This window comes from Methanosarcina sp. KYL-1 (assembly GCF_024372725.1).
GTDB lineage: Archaea > Halobacteriota > Methanosarcinia > Methanosarcinales > Methanosarcinaceae > Methanosarcina.
In genome coordinates this window covers 64,631-84,140 of sequence record NZ_VOUA01000017.1, presented here as the reverse complement: position 1 = coordinate 84,140, position 19,510 = coordinate 64,631, and the positions used below count along the sequence as shown (strand labels likewise).

Here is a 19,510-nt window from a genome sequence, read left to right as displayed (position 1 = left end):
GCTTCATAAATTTCAAGGATCTCTTCACGTGTAAGCATGATGCTGAAAAAACAATGTTATTTTATATGCAATTTTTCCTCCTTCCGAGGAAAAATTGACATTAATCAAAGTAGGGCTGAATAGTTACGAATAAAATATAGCTCTTGAAGAATGGGGAGTAATCAATATGAAAATTTATATTGATGAAAAGAAATGTACAGGCTGCGGGGCATGCAAGGCAGCTTGCCCGAAAGGTCCGAGGGTGTATTCCATAGAAGAAAAGGACGGGAAAAAGGTCTGCGTCGTAAAGGACGCGTCCTACTGCCTTGGCTGCAGGATGTGCACAACCGTCTGCATGGAAGACGCAATAACCCTCGAAAACTGATTTTGAAAACAGGAAAATGCTGTAGGATTTGAGAAAACGTGTCGCTTGAGATTCGCGTAGTGCTTGTGGAGCCCATGTACCAGGGAAATGTGGGTTCGGTTGCAAGGGCAATGAAAAACTTCGGGTATTCGGACCTGGTCATGGTAAATCCCTGTGAACTGGAAGGGCAGGCAAGAGCCATGGCGTCCCATGCAAGAGACGTGCTGGAAGGGGCCAGGATCACTTCAAGCATCGAAGAAGCCGTAGAAGGTGCAAACCTGGTCATAGGAACCACTGGAGCCGCAAGCCATAAAACAGGAGAACACATCCGCCTTCCCCTCTACACTCCCACGGAGCTCAAGGAAAAACTCAAAGGGTACAGCGGTACCGTCGCGATCCTCTTCGGACGCGAAGACAACGGTTTCCGAAACGAAGAACTCAAAAGCTTTGACACGCTTATTACGGTCCCCACCTCCGAAGTATACCCCGTGATGAACCTCTCCCATGCCGTGGCAGTTATCCTCTACGAGCTATCAGGGCTTGAAGGAGGCAATAACCCTCTCGCCGAAGGCTTTGACCTGCAACTCTTATACGGGCACCTGGAAGAGCTCCTGAATGAGATAGATTACCCACCCCACAAAAAGGACAAAACTTTCCTGATGCTGAGGAGGATCTTCGGGAGGGCAGGGCTGACCCCGCGGGAAGTCCAGACCCTGAGAGGTGTTATCAGGAAAATAGAAAGAAAGATAGGATATGCAGCAACTGAACCTGAAGACCTTCAGGAAACAAAAGGTTCTGAAAGTTCAGAAAGTATAGAAAAGTTCATATGAGAATAAACCACTTCTTACATCAGGATCCAATGTACGTTTTTTCCAACATTTTTAGAACCTGGTTTTAAGCAGAGGGCACTTTGTCGAAGAAAACCAGATCAAGAGTATAAATTTTTACACGCGAACTAAAGAATTCCGGGGAGAACTGGACTGAACATGACAGAAGCCGAAAGCAAGTGGAACGAAAAACTAAAAAAATTCTTTAAAGATTATTACTGGAACGAAATCCTCCAGCTTGCAAACGAGTACCCGGACCAGAGAAGCCTCACGGTTGACTTTACCGACATAGAGAAGTTCGACAGGGAACTCTCAAAAGAATTCCTTGAACGCCCCGGAGAACTGATAGAGGCAGCCGAAGCTGCACTCAAAGAAATCGACCTGCCTGTGGAAAAGGAATTCGAGCAGGCCCATGTAAGGATAATAAAAATCCCTAACCGGATCCCTATCAGGGAATTGAGGAGCAAACACCTTTCCCGCTTTGTCGCAATCGAAGGCATGATAAGGAAAGCAACGGAAGTCAGGCCCAGGATCACAAAAGCCGCCTTCCAGTGCCTGCGCTGCGGGCACCTTACCCTTGTGGAACAAAACAGCTTCAAGTTCGAAGAACCCTTTGCAGGCTGTGAAAACGAGACATGCGGGAAAAAAGGGCCTTTTAAGGTCTCAATCGAAGACTCCAGTTTTGTAGATGCCCAGAAACTCCAGATCCAGGAATCCCCCGAGAACCTTAAAGGGGGTTCTCAGCCCCAGAGCCTGGAGGTGGACTCGGAAGACGACCTCACGGGGAACGTCACCCCCGGGGACAGGGTGATTATCAACGGCGTCCTGAAATCAAGGCAGCGTGCCCTGAAGGACGGGAAATCCACCTTTTATGACCTTGTACTGGAGGCAAACTCAATCGAGCACCTGGACCAGGATTTCGACGAGCTTGAAATCACTCCCGAAGACGAGGAAAAAATTCTCGAACTCTCGCGGGACCCGGCCATCTATGATAAGATAATAGGCTCGATTGCCCCTTCCATCTACGGGTATGAAGACATCAAGGAAGCCCTGGCCCTCCAGCTCTTTTCAGGAGTTGTGAAAAACCTTCCTGACGGCTCAAGGATCAGGGGTGACATCCACATGATGCTTGTAGGCGACCCGGGCATTGCAAAAAGCCAGCTCCTCCGCTATGTGGTCAAGCTCTCCCCAAGAGGCGTCTTTGCCTCGGGCCGGAGCGCTTCTGCAAGCGGGCTTACCGCAGCTGCTGTCAAAGACGACCTGAACGACGGCAGGTGGACAATAGAAGGAGGGGCGCTTGTGATGGCTGATATGGGAGTTGCCGCCGTAGACGAAATGGACAAGATGAAGACAGAGGACAAGAGTGCCCTGCACGAGGCAATGGAACAGCAGACCATAAGCATAGCCAAGGCGGGGATCATTGCCACATTGAAGTCCCGCTGCGCCCTCCTGGGAGCTGCAAACCCGAAATACGGCCGTTTTGACAGGTATGAAGGCCTGGCAGAACAGATAAGCATGCCTCCGGCCCTGCTCTCCCGTTTTGACCTTATCTTCGTTTTGCTCGACACTCCGAACCACGCCCTGGACAGCAGGATCGCAAACCATATCCTTCAGTCCCATTATGCAGGAGAACTGCATGAACAGCGGGAAAAGCTCCCGGGTTCTCTCATCACCGAAGAATTCGTTGAAGCCGAACTGGAAGTGATCGAACCTGTCATCGAAGCCGATATCATGCGAAAATACGTCGCATACGCCCGGAAAAACGTTTACCCGGTGATGGAAGACAACGCCAGGAGCCACCTGATCAATTTCTATACGGACCTCAGGAAGAGCGGGGAAGGCAAGAACACGCCCGTGCCCGTGACCGCAAGACAGCTTGAGGCCCTGGTCCGACTCTCGGAAGCCAGCGCGAGGGTCCGCCTGAGCAATATAGCCACTCTGGAAGATGCAAAAAGGACAATCAGAATTGTCATGAACTGCCTGAAAAACGTGGGAGTGGACCCGGAAACCGGAGCTCTTGACGCGGATATAATTGCTTCAGGCACAAGCATGAGCCAGAGGAACAAAATAAAAATCCTGAAAGACGTTATTAAGAAGGTATGTGAGAGGCACCCGGGCAGCAAGGCCCCACTGGAAGAAGTGTATGCCGAAGCTGAGAAAGAGTACGGAATCGACAGGATCCATGCCGAAGAGTACATAAAGAAAATGCGGCAGAGAGGAGACCTTGTTGCCCCGGACCAGATCCACATCAGGCTCGTCAACTGAGGAGATCAGCCTCACACTGAAAGCCTGATATCTTTATGAAAGCCTGACATATTTTCCGGAAAATGGGGAAAAATCAGGCCCTGCAAATAACTATACAAATAACTTATAAATAAAGCATGGATAGTTAAGCTGTAAATACTAAAAGGGTGAAATATTACTCAAAGGGAAAATATGTACCTGAAAACCTATAAAAACGGGGAACATTTCCTTGTTGCAGCCTGTGACCGGGAAGTGCTTGGAAAAAACCTGAAACACGGCAAAGCCACTGTGGAGATTAGCAGAGCTTTTTATGAGGGGGAAGAGGTTTCCGAAGCGGAACTCCAAAAAGCCCTGGAAAAAGCCACTACTGTCAACCTCTTCGGGGAAAAAACGATCAATTGTGCCATAAAGTGCGGGTTTATCGATCCTGACTCCGTGATCATGATCTCAGGCGTGCCCCATGCCCAGGTCTTCAGGGTATGAAGCCTGGGAATTCGGCAATCTGAAGGGCCGGTCACTGAAAGGCACTGCAGCTTGCCTGAAGGCAGCCCTTCTGGCTCTGTTCGGCATCCGCAAGACGAGGACGCGGAATAAGGAGGCAGAAAAATGGTAGATAGAATAATATATTTATCAAATTCAACTGCAAATAGTGATACTGTGAACGAAAGCAGCGAAGAAGCCGGGACAAAAATATTGACCACAGGGGAGCTAGTTTCCGGGGTTGTGGAAAAACACAGGCGATTTCTGGAAGAATATAAAAAAGAATTCGAAGAACTGGACGGACGGCTTGGCCAGATTGAAGGCGAGGTCAAAAGTGCCAGGGATTCCAGAAACCAGATGAAGGAGCGCAAGGAGATCCTCAGGGAAAAACGCCAGCAGTTTTACCATCAAGCGGAAGGGCTGCTTGAAAAAGAGCTTCTTCCGAAACTTGACCCTATGCCTGCAGATAAACTCCAGGAAGATCTGAAAAAACTCAAGGGACAGGCCGAACCCTCAGAAGAGCAGAGGCTTGCAGGTGAATTTAAAGAAAACCTGCGAGAATTTGCTCAGGGAGCGGGGCTTGAAGAAAGCATCATCCTGCAGATCGAAGTTAAAATCGATGAGGCACTGAACCCTAACCTGGAAATCAAAAAGATAGAAGAGGATGAAAAACAGCTGGAAGAGGACGATGGCAGTAAAAGCCAGGAAATCTCCAAAGGCAAACCCCAGCACAAATGGCTGAACAGCAAAATAAAAAGCCATGAGGACGCCCTCAGGTACTGGGAAAAAATGGAAGGGTAAGCCCTTCCGAAAACAAGCGGGTGGTAGTACATGGACAACGACGTTTCAACAGCAGAAATTGCAACGGCCGACCTTTCAAACCTTAACGAGAGGGAGTTGAAGAACAGGGTAAACGAGCTCAGGAGCAAGATAGAAAGAAATGAGAGGCAGTTGAGTTCGGTATTCAAGGAACTGAAACTGAACCGGACCGACATCGGCGAATTTAAAGAAAAGAGGGACTCCCTGAACCAGCAAGTTAAGGAACGGGTTGCAAAAGCACAGGAGCTTAGAGATAAGCGAGACGAGATTAACAAGTTGATTGGCGAGTATAAAGAAAACAGGAGCATTGTAAACGCCAGGACCCAGGAACTGTTTTCCGGAATTGCGGAACTCAAGGAAAAGCGGGATGAGTACAACCGGCTTTCCCACGGGAGCGTAGAAGCCCTTTCAAAAGCTTATGAGGCTGAACGGGAAGCTTTCTTCGACAAGGAACTGCCTCTTGGCGTGGAAATCAAGATCTTCCAGAAATTAAATGACCTGGGGAAACGCCTGGAAGCCGCAAAGAAAGCAAACGAAATGCATGCCCTGATCCAGGAAAGTTACAGGGAATCGAAGGGGATACACACCCAGGGCGACGAAATTCATGAAAAGATCCAGGCCCTTTCCGAAGAGTCCCAGAACTGCCACATCGAAATGCTCGAAAATTTCAAGGCCGCTGATGAAATCCGAAAAGAAGCAAATATGTACCACGCCCAGCTTACGGATAAAATTACAAACATAAATTCAATCAAAGAAAAAATTGATCCCCTCAAAGCCAGCATTGACAACAGCAGAAAGGAACTCGCTGCATACCTTGACAGGTTAAAGGAAGTCCAGCTCAAGAAAGATGAGCACGCAGTAACCCAGAAGCACAGCGATGCCCGGGAAAAGCTCCAGAAAAATGCCCGCCTGAGCCTGGAAGACCTGAAACTCCTGATAGAGAAAGGAGACGTGAAATTCTCTTCAAACGATTGAAAAAACCGGAATCAAGAACAGTTTTAAGCAGAGAACTGTGTTTCCAAAAAACGTCCCTGTTGTTTTATTTTAAACAGATAAATTTTTTCAGAAAAAAGCCATCTGGCTTTTTTCTTTCATATTGAACTTCCTTTTTTAGATTCATTTTTTATATTCAGTTTTAGATTCATTTTTTATATTCAGTTTTAGATTCATTTTTTATATTCAGTTTTAGATTCATTTTTTATATTCAGTTTTAGATTCATTTTTTATATTCAGTTTTAGATTCAGTTTTAGATTCAGTTTTAGATTCATTTTTTATATTCATTTTTTCTGCCTCTTCCTGCGAAAAAGCCTGTAACCAGGAGTACGGCCCCGAAACCCAGCAGGAAAAGATGCGTATCAAAACCCTCTACCTGAGTTCCAGTCCCCGGGAATTGAGAGGAAAGGTTTTCCGAAGCATCGGGAAGAGGCCCGGCCGGCGTCTGAGGCCTGGGAAGTTTCGGGTCAAGGTACTGGTAAACCGGAGAAAAACGAACCAGGACCCCTTCGGGCCCTGCATAAATGGTATCCACCGTAAGGTTCAGGATTTCGGAAGAGTTCCGGGAATACACAAAACCTGTGCCTCTGGTAGCGATGATGTCCTGCAGGACGACATCTTCCCTGCGGAGTTCAAGCCAGACCCTGCTGGCTTCGGGGTCCGCCCCTTTAACACAGAGCTGATACCCCTGTAAAAAAGTATGAGAATCCCCGGACCTTACATACAATTCATCTCCATCAATCAGAATAATGGAGAGCCTTTCTCCCCCACCAGAGGCTGCCGCCGCCGGAATGGTATTGAAGCTCATGGAGAAGAATAAGAGAACGACTATAGAAAGAAAAAGGGCCGGAAGGGATAAAGAAAGCGAAGGAAAAAACCTTGTTTTCCGCTTTCTTCTTCCACGCTCATTTAGGGCGCACATAGATACATCTGCCTGCTATGACCTCTTCTTTCGTGTCATCCGCCTTCCTGATCACGAGAGCCCCGTCAGGGGTCACTCCCACTGCCCTGCCCTCGATAATGCGGGAAGGAGTGGTGACCTTTACTTCCTTTCCAATTGTATCTGAAAGGGCAAGCCAGTCGTTCAGGAGCTGGGAAAAAGGCTGGGTCTTGAAGCGGATATACTGCTGTTCGAGTTCGAAGAGAAGGTCCTGCAGAAACTGGACCCTCCTGATGTGCTTCCCAAGTTCCGCTTTTAGAGTGGTGGAACCAGCCCGGAAAGACTCGGGAATGTCCTTTAAGTCCATGTTCGCATTGATCCCTATCCCCAGCACAACATAGTCAACCCTGTCAACTTCTGCTTTTGCTTCGGTCAGGATTCCGCAGACCTTCTTTCCGTTGATCCGGACATCATTGGGCCACTTGATACGGGCATCAAGGCCCATGTCGCGGATCACGTTGGCAACAGCAAGCCCGGCCACAAGGGTCAGCCTGGAAGCGTGCCGGAGAGGGACCCCGGGCTTCAGGATTACTGACATCCACACCCCACCGTGGGGAGATATCCATTCCCTGCCCATGCGGCCTCTTCCGCCTTTCTGCACTTCGGCGATCACAAGGGCTCCTTCTTCTTCGGAAACTGCAATCTCCTTTGCAAAGCTGTTGGTGGAGCTTACCTCATCGAAATAATGGATCTTTTTTCCCAGCAGGGTCGTCTTGAGCCCCATCTGGATTTCATCCGGATAAAGGAGTTGAGGCACGGATTTCAGGACGTATCCTCTCTTGGGGGACGACTCGATTTCATAGCCGTCGGCCTGGAGAGACTTGATGTACTTCCAGACCATTGTCCTGGAAATCCCGAGCTTGAGCCCCAGTTCTTCCCCGGAGACAGGGGTTTTCTGTGCATCCTTAAGCGCCTTGATTATTCGAGACCTTTTATCTCCCATCCGTGCACCCCGTATGTATGCGTTCTATCTAATATCGCCTTGGTTCAAACATATTATTCATGTCAAACAGACCATTATTCCGGATACACCTCTTAAGAGGAGCCGGATTACCGCTGTGTTTTCTGGGCCATGCTGACATAGCTCTGCACGGCAGCAGTGATCGCTGCAACCTTCTTGTCCTTTGCTTCCAGGGCCGAGGCCAGAGTTGCCCCTTTTTCGGCGTCTGCCTTGACAACTTCTTCTACGGATTCCAGGATATTTTGCTCTTCGATAAAGCCGGTTGTAAGATCACCTCTCCGGAAAGCCGGGTTTCGCATAACCGCCTTATGGAAGGGAATATTGGTCTTAACTCCCACAACCACGTATTCGTATAGAGCCCTCTCCATCCGGGCAATTGCTGCATCCCTTGTCCTCGCCCAGACACAGAGCTTCGAGATCATCGAATCATAATACGGGGAGATCGTATACCCTGTATGCACGCCGCTGTCCACCCGGACCCCGGGCCCTCCGGCAGACCGGTACCTCCGAATCTTTCCCGGAGAAGGAGCAAAGTCGTTTAAGGGATCTTCGGCATTAATCCGGCACTCAATAGCATGCCCGTCAATGACGATGTCTTCCTGGTTCAATTCGAGCTTTTCCCCGCAGGCAACCCTGATCTGCTCCCTTACGATGTCAATTCCGGTAACCATCTCGGTAATCCCGTGTTCCACCTGCAGGCGGGTATTGACCTCAAGGAAATAGAAGTTGCCCTTCGAATAGAGGAACTCCACGGTCCCTGCATTTACGTAGCCAATTGCCTTTGCCACCTTCACGGCGGCATCTCCCATCTGCGCCCTGAGTTCGGGAGTCATGATAGGGGAAGGGGCCTCTTCAATCAGCTTCTGGTGCCTCCTCTGGATGGAGCATTCCCTGTCCGAGAGATAGAGCGTGTTCCCGTAGGCGTCGGCCAGGATCTGGATCTCGATATGCCTGGGCTCCTCCACGTATTTTTCAATAAATACGGAAGAATCCCCGAAAGCCGAACCGGCCATTTTCTGGGTGGAACTGAGAGAAGCGGCAAACTCGTCTCTTGTATGGACGACCTTCATTCCGATCCCACCGCCTCCTGCAGACGCTTTAATCAGGACCGGATAGCCAATCTTTTCCGCAACCTCCATGGCCTCGTTCACGTCTTCAACTGCATCCTTTGTCCCCGGAACTACGGGCACCCCGGCCTTCATCATGAGGTTTCTAGCCCGGATCTTGCTCCCCATTTCGGCAATCACGTGGCTTGGGGGGCCTATGAAAATGATTCCTTCTTCTTCACAGCGCTTTGCAAAGACAGGGTTTTCGGAAAGGAAACCGTAACCAGGGTGGATGGCCTCCGCCCCGGTATTTTTTGCAACTGTAATGATGGCTTCCATGTTCAGGTAGCTCTGGCTGGAAGGGGCCGGGCCTATCAGGAAGGCTTCGTCGGCGTATTTGGCAAAGAGGGCATTTTTGTCGGCCTCCGAACAGACGGCTACCGTGGAAATTCCCAGTTCCCTGCAGGCACGCATAACCCTGATTGCGATCTCACCGCGGTTTGCAACGAGTACTTTTTTGAACATGATACCCTCCGCTTATCTCGCTTCACTCGATTGACATTATCAGGTCGCCCGGAGAGACGGTGTCCCCTTCAGCCACAAAGATTTCCTTTACGGTCCCGGCATGAGGGGCATGAACCGCATTTTCCATTTTCATGGCTTCGATGACAGCAACGGTGTCCCCTTCTTTAACGGAGTCCTCGACCTTGACCTTAAGGGAAAGCACCATGCCCTGCATTGAACTGGTAACAGCCCCTTTCACGGACTCTGCACCTGGCTTTTTGGGAGAAGCTTCTGAGATGGAAACTCCTCCTCCGATGGGTTCGACCTTTACCTCAAAGACCTCGTCGTCCACCTCAACCCTGAAAAGGGTGGGAATCGTGTAATCCTGCGGCACTGCAGGAGCCGGAGCAACAACTGCGAGGGCTTCTTCTTCCATCTCTCCTTTAAGGAACTTGGGGGCAATAGCAGGATAAAGGATGTAGGTAAGGATATCTTCTTCGGACTTTGCAATACCCATTTCCTCGGCTTCCTTCTTCCGCTTTTCATACTCTGGCTTCAGGAGGTCGGCAGGGCGGCAGTGAATGGGTTCCTCGTCCCCGATGATTTTTCCGATCATTTCCGGGCTTATTGGTGCAGGAGAACGCCCGTAAAGCCCGCGCACATAGTCCTTGACCTCTTTTGGAATGACCTTGTAGCGTTCGCCCATGAGCACGTTCAGCACTGCCTGGGTGCCCACGATCTGGCTGGTGGGAGTCACAAGAGGCGGGTAACCGAGTTCTTCCCTGACTTTCGGCATCTCGTCAAGCACGGCGTTGTACTTGTCAAGGGCATTTTGCTCTTTTAACTGGGAAACCAGGTTTGAGAGCATGCCGCCAGGGATCTGGTAGATCAGGACATTGGTATCGATCTGCTCGGAAATGGGGTCCAGAATTCCGCGGTATTTCTCTTTTAAGTCCTTGAAATACCTGACTGCTTCTTCAAAAGCCCCAAGATCCAACCCGGTGTCGTAAGGAGTGCCCTTGAGGGCTGCAACAACGGTCTCGGTGGGGGGCTGGGAAGTGCCCCAGGCAAGGGGAGAAAGGGCGGTATCCAGGATGTCCACTCCTGCCCCGCAAGCTGCCATGTAGCTCATGGGAGCCATTCCCGAAGTGCAGTGGCAGTGCAGGGAGATGGGGATGGAAATTTCCTTTTTCATGGCCCTGATGATCTCCGTGGCCTCATTAGGAGAAAGGAGGCCTGCCATGTCCTTGATACAGAGGGAATCACACTCCAGCTCATCGAGCTGCTTTGCAAGCTCCACGTATTTTTCCACTGTGTGTACGGGGCTTATGGTGTAGCAGACAGTACCCTGTACATGGGCTCCCAGGCGCTTTGCAACCTTTATAGAGAGTTCCATGTTCCGGATATCGTTGACCGCATCAAAGACCCGGAAGATATCCACTCCGTTTTCATAGGCTTTGGTAACGAATTTTTCAACCACGTCATCCGGATAGTGCCGGTATCCGACAAGGTTCTGTCCCCGGAGCAGCATCTGGGAGTATGTATTGTCCATCTTTTTCTTGATATCCCTGAGACGCTGCCAGGGGTCTTCATTCAGGTAACGAATACAGCTATCAAAGGTAGCACCTCCCCACATCTCGAGGGAGAAATAACCGATCTGGTCCAGCTGTTCAACCACTTCGAGCATGTCCCTTGTCCGCATCCTGGTTGCCAGGAGGGACTGGTGTGCATCCCGGAGGACGGTTTCGGTAATTTTTACACTCATGGATGAACCTCTTTAAAATTGAATCAGAATAATATCATAATCATAATAAATGGGATTTTTCCGGAATATTTAGAGGCTTCCGGAACCTTTGGGGGTTTAGTAAGGTTTATTGAAAGTTCAATTAGGTTTATTGAGTTTTTTGAAGTTAATGAGTTCCCGAAAGATAAAATTACAGTTTACGGCAATTCTCCTGAAGAGTTTTCCAGCCTGGATTTGCAGGACCCCGAAGAAATTGCAACTATTTTTCAGGAAGATCGGTTTTGCGGGCACCGCCTGCGAAACTCGAGAAATATTTGCAGTGAAGGAAATACTGTACTAATAGTATTGTTAACAAGTATATACTTTTCGCCAGCGTTAACATTAAAAATATTTACAAATTTCAGAGAAGAGACTGCCCGATTTTGAATTCATTAATGCCTTTGCATGTTGGCGAAATTGGGAAAAAACTGACACACAATTTATGAGGAGGTGTCATATGGAGGATTTATTGGGAGGAGTCATAAGGACCTAAGGAAAGAGCATAAAAAAGAGTGGAGGTTGGGGAGAGGGAAACATAGCTGTTAAACAGATCAATTTTTCCGGCCCACAAAAAACCACTGGTCATAAACCCCTTCAGCATCCGTATTGTCCACAATTTCCCCTTCGACTCCCGCATTCCGGAGGGCTTCGGCAAGGATTTCAATCTCCGGCTTGCTGCTTACGGTAAAGAGCAGAAGGCCCCCATTCCGTGAAACGGCCGCAGCTTCCCGCATGATGCCTGTCCATAGCTCACTGTTAAACTCATAGACCAGCCCCAGCATGAAACCCAGCACAACATCAAAACTCCCGGGCTCAAAGTACCGGGAAAGAGCCCTGGCATCCATTACGAGAGCCTTTCTGGGGTTCAGGACCCCCTGTTCAAGCCCCTGGCAGACCGTGCACTTGTTTACTTCCACAGCCAGAGGGTCCAGCCCGAGCCGATAAAGGGCAAGCGTGGACATCCCGTTCCCGCAGCAGACTTCAAGTACCTTTCCCCCGGGAGAATAACCATTTTCCCGGAGCTTTTCGAAAATCCCGGAGACCTTCTGCACCCGGTTCTCGGAGAAAACACTTCCATAGGACTCGGGCCTGACATTGCATACGGAACAGAGGTTCCGGCTCACAAGCATAAGGGAATAGTATTCGTTGACAGCGTCCCTCCAGAGTTCGGCGGAAACTTCAATTTCCTTCTCAGGGGAATTGAGGGCAAGGATTAGATCCGCAGAGGACTCGAACTCGGCTTTAAGCGGCGCTGCCGCAAGAGCCCCTGTAAAAACCGACCAGAAATCCACAGGAACATCCTCATCTCCGGGATTGAAAAGCAGCAGCCCCAGTGTGGACTCCCCTTCCCGGACCCTCAGGAGCCGCACACTCTGGCCGCCCAGGAAATTCCGGACCCCGGAAAGGTACTGGAGGGTTGACTTAATTGCCCGCTGGGCAAGGTAGCTCTCTTCAACCAGATAGATATTTTCATCAATGCCAAGGAGTTCCTGTAAAAGCATGTTTGTGTAGATTCGGATAATGTAATATCAAGATTTCGAAAAAAAAGATATTAAGATTTCAAAAAGAGAGCTCGCAGAATTTGAAAAAAGGAAAGGCGAAAAAATCAGGTTGAAAAAAAAGGATGCGAAAAAATAGAGCCTATTGAACCGGGTTTTTCTATACTTAACGCCCTCAGGGTGACTATCATGCGCCTTTAAAAAACTGTAAATCAGAAGTTTAAAGGCAGGAAAAAACCTTAAAAAAATAGCATGCAGTCAAAAAAGAGATAAAAAAGCTTGAGAAAGTAAATAAAGGAGAAAGAAAGCATTAAAAGCTGAATAAGATATGTATAATCCCCCGATATTAGATAAAGTATATATAGGATGTAATTCCAAAATCAAAGTAAGGAAGGGATTTATATTAACAACCGAAGAAGATTGGAGGATAATATGGCAAAAGTTATACCATTCGCGCCAATCGAGCGTTTAATAAGAACCGCAGGTGCCCAGAGAGTCAGTGAAAGTGCAGGAATGGCCCTTACGGAAATCCTGGAAGAATATGGACTTGAAATATCCAGAGAAGCTATAAAACTTGCAGAACATGCAGGCAGAAAAACCGTAAAGGCCGAAGACATAAAACTAGCAAAAGAGATGCTGTAAGACAGGATCAACTGCCCCTGAACTGAAGGTTCATGGGGTTTCTGTTAAGGCTTTATGAAAAACGACCTGGAACAATCAAAATCAGGGATAAAATAAGAAAACGGAATGCTGAAAAACAGCATTTCCCTATTTTTCCGGATTTTTCCAGATCTACCTGCCGCTTATGCGGTTGCGGATTCCAGTTCCACAAGGGTCAGGGATTCCACCGGGCAGATCTTTGAGCAGGCTCCGCAGCGGATGCAGAACTCGTCGTTGATAATGGCCATCCCGTCCACGATCCTGATGGCAAGATCAGCGGTATCGGGATCAAAATCGTCGCTTTTCATCAACTTTGCGTTTACCGGGCAGACGGAATAACAGATCCCGCACCCAATACACTTATCAGACTGTACAATTTGTTTGTTTTTCTTATCTGCTTTTGCCATTAAAAATCACCTCAAAAAGTCAAAAAATTGCCAGAGGACGGAGTATTATTATCGTAAATTATCGTAAGAAACTGTAAAAGCATGGACTGGCGTAAGTATAATTATAAATTTATATTTGTCCTGTCTATGATATATTTGATATTTTTAAGATATATGAAGATTTCGAAGAATCCGGCAATGACCAGACTTCGAAAATCAGGCTAGAACCAGGCCCTGAAAATCAGGCCATAAATCAGACTCCGAAAATCAGGTCAGCCAGCCCGATGCCCATCATTGTAAGCAAGGTCACAATGACCCCTGCAATCATCACTCCGGCAGCTATTGCCGGCAAAGCATGCCTGAACCTGATCCCGAAGACGAAAGCTGCTGCGCAGCCTGTCCAGGCCCCGGTAACAGGCAGGGGCACGGCAACGAAGAGGGTCAGGGCAAGGGTCCCGTATTTTTCGAACCTTTCAGTGTGGTTGCGGCGAGTCCTTGCAAAGAGCCAGGTAAAAAAGATATCAAAGATCCTGAATCGCCTCAGGTAGTCCGAAACCGGCTCCAGGAAAAGCAGGAGAGGGACAACCGGGAGAAGGTTTCCGAGCACCGAAAAGAAGTAAGCCTCAAAAGGAGTCATCCCGTAGACTCCCATAGCGACAGGGATTGCCCCTCTCAGTTCGGAAATCGGGAGAGCCCCGATAACCATGGTTGCACCCCAGTCAGGAACAGCCTGTAACATTTCTACTAACGCTGCTTCAACAGACATATCTTATTACCTGGTTCATCTATTTGCCCGAATTCATCCATTTAACCGGAATCATCCATTTTACTGAATCATCCATTTTACTGAATCATCCATTTTACTGAATCATCCATTTTACTGAATCATCCATTTAACCTGATTCATTCCCCGGAAAGCGCAAAGTGCGCAAGCAGGGCTTCCAGCTGGATTTTCTCACTGGCTCCTTCAGTGAGCCGGAAATCAATCTCCCCGATAACGTCCACGAGTTCAACCATGCGCTTTTCCGAAAGCCCGAGGTCCAGAATTTCAAGATTGTTCAGGTCGGAAATTACCCTGTAGATCTGCCCCACAATGTCCTCGCCTGAGAGCCCCTCTTCATAGAGCAGCCTGTCCAGTTCCTTTTTGGCAGCCCTGAAGTTCCCGAGAAGGGCGGTCTCGATCATTTCTTTGATCTCCTCCGGATTTGCGGTTGCGGTGGTCCGGTATATGGTCTCCCTGGAAATCGGCTTTTCCCGGTCAATGAAGGCTGCCGCCTGGAGGGAATTTACGGCTTTTCGCATGTCCCCCTGGGCTACATAGACAAGGGCTTCATACCCGTCTTCGGTGATGGACAGCCCCTGGTCTGCAACAATGTACTCAAGGCGCTTCCGAATGGCTCCGTCGGAAAGCCGCCTGAACCGATAGACAGCACAGCGGGACTGGATTGGCTCGATGATCTTGGAGGAGTAATTGCAGGAAAGGATGAAGCGGCAGTTGCTGCTAAAGCGCTCCATGGTCCGGCGGAGTGCGGACTGGGCATCTGAGGTAAGGGCGTCGGCTTCATCCAGGAAAATAATCTTGAACCCGGCTCCACCTATCGGAGCGGTTTTTGCAAAGTTCTTGATCTTGTTCCGGACTACATCAATCCCTCTTTCGTCCGAGGCATTAAGTTCCGTAAAGTTTTCCCGCCAGAGCTCTTCCCCGAAAATTTCCCTGGCAATGGAAACCGCAGAAGCGGTTTTCCCAACGCCCGGAGGCCCGGAAAAAAGGAGGTGCGGGAGGTTTTTCGTCGCCACATAAGACTTCAGGCGCTCTATGGCCTCTTCCTGCCCCGCCACCTGGTCCAGCCTTACAGGCCTGTATTTTTCGATCCAGATCTCTTCTTTAATCTTAGAGTCCTCCATTAGTGCTTGCTCCATAATTAGAGGATATGATATTTAAACTTTCGAATGTTTGCGATATTTATGGCAGGCAGACTTCATTTCGAAAAAACAAAATCCAGAGCAGATGAATGTCATCAGGAGAGGCCATTTCTGCATACGTGCAGATAAATAGGAAGCCGGGCAAAAAAATAAGTCAAAGCCTGAAAATAAAAGAAATAGAAGCTTAAAACCTGAAAAAAAGAGATCTGAGATTAAAGCCTGTAACTCCAGGCTGAAAATGAGGGATAGATATGAAAAAGAGAACAGCAATTTCAGTCCTGCTGACACTGGCACTGATAATTTTCGGAGCAGGATGTGTATCGGATTCCGGAAACGGAGAAGATACCTCCGCAGAAGAAGGAGTAGACGAGGAGGGGCCGGAAACCCAGGGAACAGTTGAAGAAGGGGAGGCAGGAGACGCAGAAGATGCCGAATTCAAAGCCCTGATGCAGAGTGCAAACGCCAATTATGTAAAAGCCCTGGTCTCGACCAGCAAAAAAGATTACAATGCTTCCGCAACAGCCCTTGAAGGCCTGGTATCAGACCTTGAAGAGGTAAAAGCGGTATACGTCGAAAACCCGCCTGCAGTCTATGCAGCCGATGAAAAATGGCCGGAAACCCTGGATGAAGCCCTTGCAATTGCAGTAAGTTCACAGGAATACCTGCTGGAAAATGATATCGGAGCAGCCCACGAAGCTCTGGAACCAATGCGAGACATCTTCTTCGAGCTCCACCAGAGAAACGGAATCAACCTGATGGGCGACCGCCTGACCAGCTTCCACACGCTAATGGAAATTGCAATTGAGGACGCAAATAAAAACGACACCGCTGCTGTGGTGGCCCTGATTCCCGAACTCGAAGCACAGTGGGAAGGCGTAAGTAATGCCGAAACTCCCGAAAGTGCGGACGAAAACTACGAAGCCAGCCTGGATGCAGTGGAACTGAAAATCCACGAGCTCGAAACCGCTGCAACCCTCAAAGACGAGGAAGAAACAAAAAAGGTAGCTGAAGAAATGAGACAGGCTTTTGCACAGGTATTCGCAAAATACGGCGTAGTGATTGCGTAAGAAACCCCTGCATTAACCATGTATTCACTTTTTTCTCAGCAGAGTTGAGCCAGCCGAATTCCGCTTCGGCAGCACGGGGTCCGTTTCCCTCGCTTCGCTCGCTCAAGCGGACTTACTTTTACTTTTTTTATCCTGACGTTTCCAAATTCAGAAAAAACATATTCAGAACTGATCTGCATCAGGATGCTCGAAGAAAGCGGCGTGGTCATACAGGAGCCCGACGGGACCCGCGGGGCAGTCTCACCTGAAGAAGCAAAAAAATATCTCGAATCAATGCCCCTGGAAAGGAGAAAACTGTACGAGTCAGTTACAGAAAAATGATTTCGCCGAGAAGGGATTTTTTCCAAGAATAACGGAAGGCCTCTGCTCGCTTTTCTGGATGCCCTATATAGAATAAAATTAAAAATGTGATTATCCGTACTTTCTTTTTTTGACCTGCAGATTCCACTACTACTTAAAATCAAAAAAAGTTAAAAATCCACGATAAGCAGAAAGAAGCTAATGTCAAAATTTGAAGATAGAAGAAACAATCCAAAAAGAGAACAGAAGAAGAGGAATTGCCCTTTGCAGGACAATTCGATTTCTCAGGTTAAATCTGTTTATCTTTACTCACCGTATGCAAACTCGTAAGCAATCTTGCCAATGATGGGGATTTTGAACTTGGAGCCCCTGTAGGCCATGTACATAGGGATTACCAGGAGCAGCATCGCTCCCATCCCGGCACCATCTGCAAAGAACCAGCCAACGTACGGGATCCAGCCCATCAGGAAGATGATAAGGACAACCGGCAGGAAGATCAATACCGACTGCATGGCATGGAAACGTACGAATTTGTTCTTGCGCTCGAGGAGCAGGAAGATAAATCCCGAGACCCAGCCAACTGTATAGCTGAGAGCTGCCACGATGTTTTCGGGTAAGCCTAATGAAGTTTTGTACGGCATCATTTTCACCTCTTATTGTTTCAAGGTTAAAGGTTTGCAAGAAAAAATGAGTCCGGGGTTTACCGGACCTCGATTGCCTTCTGCGGACAGATTGCAGCGCAGGCGCCGCATCCGGTACACTTTTCCCTGTCGATTTCCGCCAGGAAGTCCGTGACCTTGATTGCTTCTACAGGGCATTCTTTCTCACATTTCTTACAACCGATACAGCCGACTTCACAGACTGCCTTAACATCCTTACCCTTGTCATGGGAGCGGCAGAGCACATGAACTTTCTCCGAGTCCCTTGCAAAGGTGAGCACGCCGTTCGGGCAGGCTGCAATACAGTTCCCACAGCTTGTACAGAGGTTCTTGTTCACATGCGGGAAGCCGTCTTCTCCCATAGAGAGAGCGTCGAACTTGCAGGCGCGGACACAGGTCCCAAGCCCCATACAGCCGTAGGTACAGCCTTTTCTGGAGTCGCAGAGCATCAGGGCAGCCTTACAGCCTTCAACCCCCTCATAGTCAAAGAGGGTTACACAGTGAGCCTGTCCACCCTGGCAGCGGACGAATGGGAACTCCTTTTCGGATTCCGTAACTTCCTGTCCCATGACTGCACCGATCTGTTTTGCTACATCATACCCTCCGACAGGGCAGCTGTTTATAGGTGCACCTTTCAGGACAATCGCTTCGGCACAGGCAGCACATCCGGCAAACCCACACCCTCCGCAATTGGCTCCCGGAAGGAGGGAAGCTACATCATCGACCAGAGGGTTGCTTTCCACTTTAAAGACTTTGGAGGCGATTACCAGCATTGCGCCTACCGCAATACAGAGCCCTACAAGCACCGAAACAGTGTTTATGACTACGGTCATCAGGTCTGCGCTCATAGAGGAATCACCTTGAAGTAGTTAGCAAAGGACATAGACATGACAAATGCTATGAAGAAGGCGTAAGTGACGCCCCTTCCAACTGCTCGGGGAACATAGACCACGTTGCTCCACTCTCGTATGGAAGACATGATGAGCATTGCAACAGTGTATCCGACTCCTGCAGCAATCCCGAAGGTCACGCTCTGGATGAAGGTGTATTCATTCATCACGTTAAGCAGTACGGCCCCGAGCACGGCACAGTTTGTGGAGATCAGAGGCAGATAGATACCAAGTGACCTGTAAAGTGGAGGCATATGCTTCCTGACAATAAACTCCACCAGCTGCACAAGAGCTGCAATCACTATGATGAAGGCTATGGTATTCAGGTACTCCAGCCTCAAGGGCAACAGAATGTATGTGTACAGGAAATAGGACACAACAGAGGACAGCGTTATAACGAAGATAACTGCCCCTGACATCCCGGATGCGCTTTTTACGTCCTTTGTGACGCCCACGAAAGAACAGAGCCCAAGGAACTGGACAATCAGGAAGTTCTTCAGGAATACACCGTCCATAAATACCGCAAATAGAGATGCGTCTGCCATTTTAACCACCTTTCATAGCCTTTAAAATCCTGCGGTAATTGACAATAGCCATCAGGACCGCAATGGTCAGGAAAGCTCCTGGCGACAGAGTCATAATGCCTATCGGGTTGTACCCCAGCATGGAGACCATATCAAATAACTGGACTCCGAAGAGCTTTATCCCGCCTGTCCCCAGGACTTCCCTGATTCCTCCTATAAGCATAAGCATAAGCAGGAACCCTGTGCCCACACCAAATGCATCAATTATCGAGTAAAATACTCCATTTTTCAGGGCATAGGCTTCGGCACGTCCGATCACAATGCAGTTCACCACAATCAGAGGGATGTATACACCCAAAGCCGCGTATATGTCAGGCGTAAAAGCTTCCATTACCATATCCACTATCGACACGAAAGTAGCTATGACAATAAGTTCGATCGGAATTCTCACGGTGTCAGGAATTTCTTTTCGAAGTATTGATACCAGCAGATTTGAACCGACCAGCACGAACAAGGTCCCTGCAGCCATACCAATCCCATTTTCAATGGAAGTGGTGACGGCAAGGGTAGGACACAACCCCAGCACAAGGCCGAATGTTGGGTTGTCCTTGGTAATTCCTCGCATAAATTCGCTTGCTACACTCCTATTATCACCCATATG

22 protein-coding genes are annotated in these 19,510 nt (G+C 48.7%); 10 read left to right on the top strand and 12 right to left on the bottom strand.

The features are described 5' to 3' along the window. The first annotated feature begins 166 nt into the window (after positions 1–166). From FTO70_RS11970 to FTO70_RS11945, 6 genes are all read left to right on the top strand, one after another. Positions 167–364 (top strand): 4Fe-4S dicluster domain-containing protein, encoded by a 198-nt coding sequence (locus FTO70_RS11970; protein WP_255335988.1) that lies wholly within the window; start codon positions 167–169, stop codon positions 362–364. A 38-nt stretch (positions 365–402) separates the two neighbouring features. Continuing rightward, on the top strand, positions 403–1,173 hold the full coding sequence (locus FTO70_RS11965; protein WP_255335987.1) for an RNA methyltransferase: 771 nt from the start codon (positions 403–405) through the stop codon (positions 1,171–1,173). A 156-nt stretch (positions 1,174–1,329) separates the two neighbouring features. Next, entirely contained in the window at positions 1,330–3,435 is a 2,106-nt protein-coding gene (locus FTO70_RS11960; RefSeq protein WP_255335986.1) for a minichromosome maintenance protein MCM, read from the top strand. Between the two features lie 171 nt (positions 3,436–3,606). Next, positions 3,607–3,897 carry a DUF424 domain-containing protein gene (locus tag FTO70_RS11955; protein WP_255335985.1) on the top strand — a complete coding sequence of 97 codons (291 nt, stop codon included), beginning with the start codon at positions 3,607–3,609 and terminating at the stop codon, positions 3,895–3,897. A 123-nt stretch (positions 3,898–4,020) separates the two neighbouring features. Beyond that, on the top strand, positions 4,021–4,695 hold the full coding sequence (locus tag FTO70_RS11950; protein WP_255335984.1) for a hypothetical protein: 675 nt from the start codon (positions 4,021–4,023) through the stop codon (positions 4,693–4,695). 30 nt (positions 4,696–4,725) lie between these two features. Next, entirely contained in the window at positions 4,726–5,688 is a 963-nt protein-coding gene (locus FTO70_RS11945) for a coiled-coil protein (RefSeq protein WP_255335983.1), read from the top strand. Positions 5,689–5,978: 290 nt separating this feature from the next. On the opposite strand, the gene FTO70_RS11940 is transcribed toward FTO70_RS11945, so the two are convergent. The 4 genes from FTO70_RS11940 to oadA all read right to left on the bottom strand — a co-directional run bounded on the left by FTO70_RS11940 (position 5,979) and on the right by oadA (position 10,923). Beyond that, complete coding sequence (locus tag FTO70_RS11940; RefSeq protein ID WP_255335982.1) at positions 5,979–6,515, bottom strand: S-layer protein domain-containing protein; 537 nt, start codon at positions 6,513–6,515, stop codon at positions 5,979–5,981. Positions 6,516–6,612: 97 nt separating this feature from the next. Further along, positions 6,613–7,590, bottom strand: coding sequence for a biotin--[acetyl-CoA-carboxylase] ligase (locus tag FTO70_RS11935; RefSeq protein ID WP_255335981.1), 978 nt, complete (start codon positions 7,588–7,590; stop codon positions 6,613–6,615). A gap of 107 nt (positions 7,591–7,697) precedes the next feature. Next, positions 7,698–9,179 (bottom strand): acetyl-CoA carboxylase biotin carboxylase subunit, encoded by a 1,482-nt coding sequence (locus FTO70_RS11930; RefSeq protein ID WP_255335980.1) that lies wholly within the window; start codon positions 9,177–9,179, stop codon positions 7,698–7,700. A gap of 22 nt (positions 9,180–9,201) precedes the next feature. Next, positions 9,202–10,923 carry a sodium-extruding oxaloacetate decarboxylase subunit alpha gene (oadA, locus tag FTO70_RS11925; RefSeq protein WP_255335979.1) on the bottom strand — a complete coding sequence of 574 codons (1,722 nt, stop codon included), beginning with the start codon at positions 10,921–10,923 and terminating at the stop codon, positions 9,202–9,204. Between the two features lie 18 nt (positions 10,924–10,941). Between oadA and FTO70_RS11920 the strand changes: the two genes are divergently transcribed. Further along, positions 10,942–11,328, top strand: a complete 387-nt coding sequence (locus FTO70_RS11920; RefSeq protein WP_255335978.1) for a hypothetical protein — start codon at positions 10,942–10,944, stop codon at positions 11,326–11,328. Between the two features lie 164 nt (positions 11,329–11,492). Here the strand turns inward: FTO70_RS11920 and FTO70_RS11915 are convergent, their stop codons facing one another. Continuing rightward, complete coding sequence (locus FTO70_RS11915) at positions 11,493–12,443, bottom strand: class I SAM-dependent methyltransferase (protein WP_255335977.1); 951 nt, start codon at positions 12,441–12,443, stop codon at positions 11,493–11,495. A 399-nt stretch (positions 12,444–12,842) separates the two neighbouring features. Between FTO70_RS11915 and FTO70_RS11910 the strand changes: the two genes are divergently transcribed. After that, complete coding sequence (locus FTO70_RS11910; protein ID WP_255335992.1) at positions 12,843–13,082, top strand: histone family protein; 240 nt, start codon at positions 12,843–12,845, stop codon at positions 13,080–13,082. A 161-nt stretch (positions 13,083–13,243) separates the two neighbouring features. Here the strand turns inward: FTO70_RS11910 and FTO70_RS11905 are convergent, their stop codons facing one another. The 3 genes from FTO70_RS11905 to FTO70_RS11895 all read right to left on the bottom strand — a co-directional run bounded on the left by FTO70_RS11905 (position 13,244) and on the right by FTO70_RS11895 (position 15,406). Beyond that, positions 13,244–13,507: a 4Fe-4S binding protein gene (locus FTO70_RS11905; protein WP_255335976.1), complete on the bottom strand. Its 264-nt coding sequence runs from the start codon at positions 13,505–13,507 to the stop codon at positions 13,244–13,246. A gap of 232 nt (positions 13,508–13,739) precedes the next feature. Continuing rightward, on the bottom strand, positions 13,740–14,252 hold the full coding sequence (locus FTO70_RS11900) for a small multi-drug export protein (protein ID WP_255335975.1): 513 nt from the start codon (positions 14,250–14,252) through the stop codon (positions 13,740–13,742). A gap of 137 nt (positions 14,253–14,389) precedes the next feature. After that, positions 14,390–15,406, bottom strand: a complete 1,017-nt coding sequence (locus FTO70_RS11895) for a replication factor C small subunit (RefSeq protein WP_255335974.1) — start codon at positions 15,404–15,406, stop codon at positions 14,390–14,392. Between the two features lie 254 nt (positions 15,407–15,660). Here FTO70_RS11895 and FTO70_RS11890 point away from each other — a divergent pair, with 254 nt between their 5' ends. Together FTO70_RS11890 and FTO70_RS11885 are read left to right on the top strand one after the other, a co-directional pair. Further along, complete coding sequence (locus FTO70_RS11890) at positions 15,661–16,476, top strand: hypothetical protein (protein ID WP_255335973.1); 816 nt, start codon at positions 15,661–15,663, stop codon at positions 16,474–16,476. Between the two features lie 183 nt (positions 16,477–16,659). Continuing rightward, positions 16,660–16,797 carry a hypothetical protein gene (locus tag FTO70_RS11885; RefSeq protein ID WP_255335972.1) on the top strand — a complete coding sequence of 46 codons (138 nt, stop codon included), beginning with the start codon at positions 16,660–16,662 and terminating at the stop codon, positions 16,795–16,797. A 284-nt stretch (positions 16,798–17,081) separates the two neighbouring features. Here the strand turns inward: FTO70_RS11885 and FTO70_RS11880 are convergent, their stop codons facing one another. From FTO70_RS11880 to rnfE, 4 genes are read right to left on the bottom strand one after another with little or no spacing between them, the layout of a single operon-like run. Beyond that, positions 17,082–17,417, bottom strand: a complete 336-nt coding sequence (locus FTO70_RS11880; protein WP_255335971.1) for a DUF4870 domain-containing protein — start codon at positions 17,415–17,417, stop codon at positions 17,082–17,084. Positions 17,418–17,476: 59 nt separating this feature from the next. Further along, positions 17,477–18,283 (bottom strand): Fe-S cluster domain-containing protein, encoded by an 807-nt coding sequence (locus FTO70_RS11875; protein ID WP_255335970.1) that lies wholly within the window; start codon positions 18,281–18,283, stop codon positions 17,477–17,479. Further along, on the bottom strand, positions 18,280–18,870 hold the full coding sequence (gene rnfA / locus FTO70_RS11870) for an Rnf electron transport complex subunit RnfA (RefSeq protein ID WP_255335969.1): 591 nt from the start codon (positions 18,868–18,870) through the stop codon (positions 18,280–18,282). Before rnfA ends, FTO70_RS11875 begins: the two co-directional genes overlap by 4 nt. Position 18,871: 1 nt before the next feature. Then, complete coding sequence (gene rnfE / locus FTO70_RS11865) at positions 18,872–19,507, bottom strand: Rnf electron transport complex subunit RnfE (protein WP_255335968.1); 636 nt, start codon at positions 19,505–19,507, stop codon at positions 18,872–18,874. Positions 19,508–19,510: the final 3 nt, after the last annotated feature.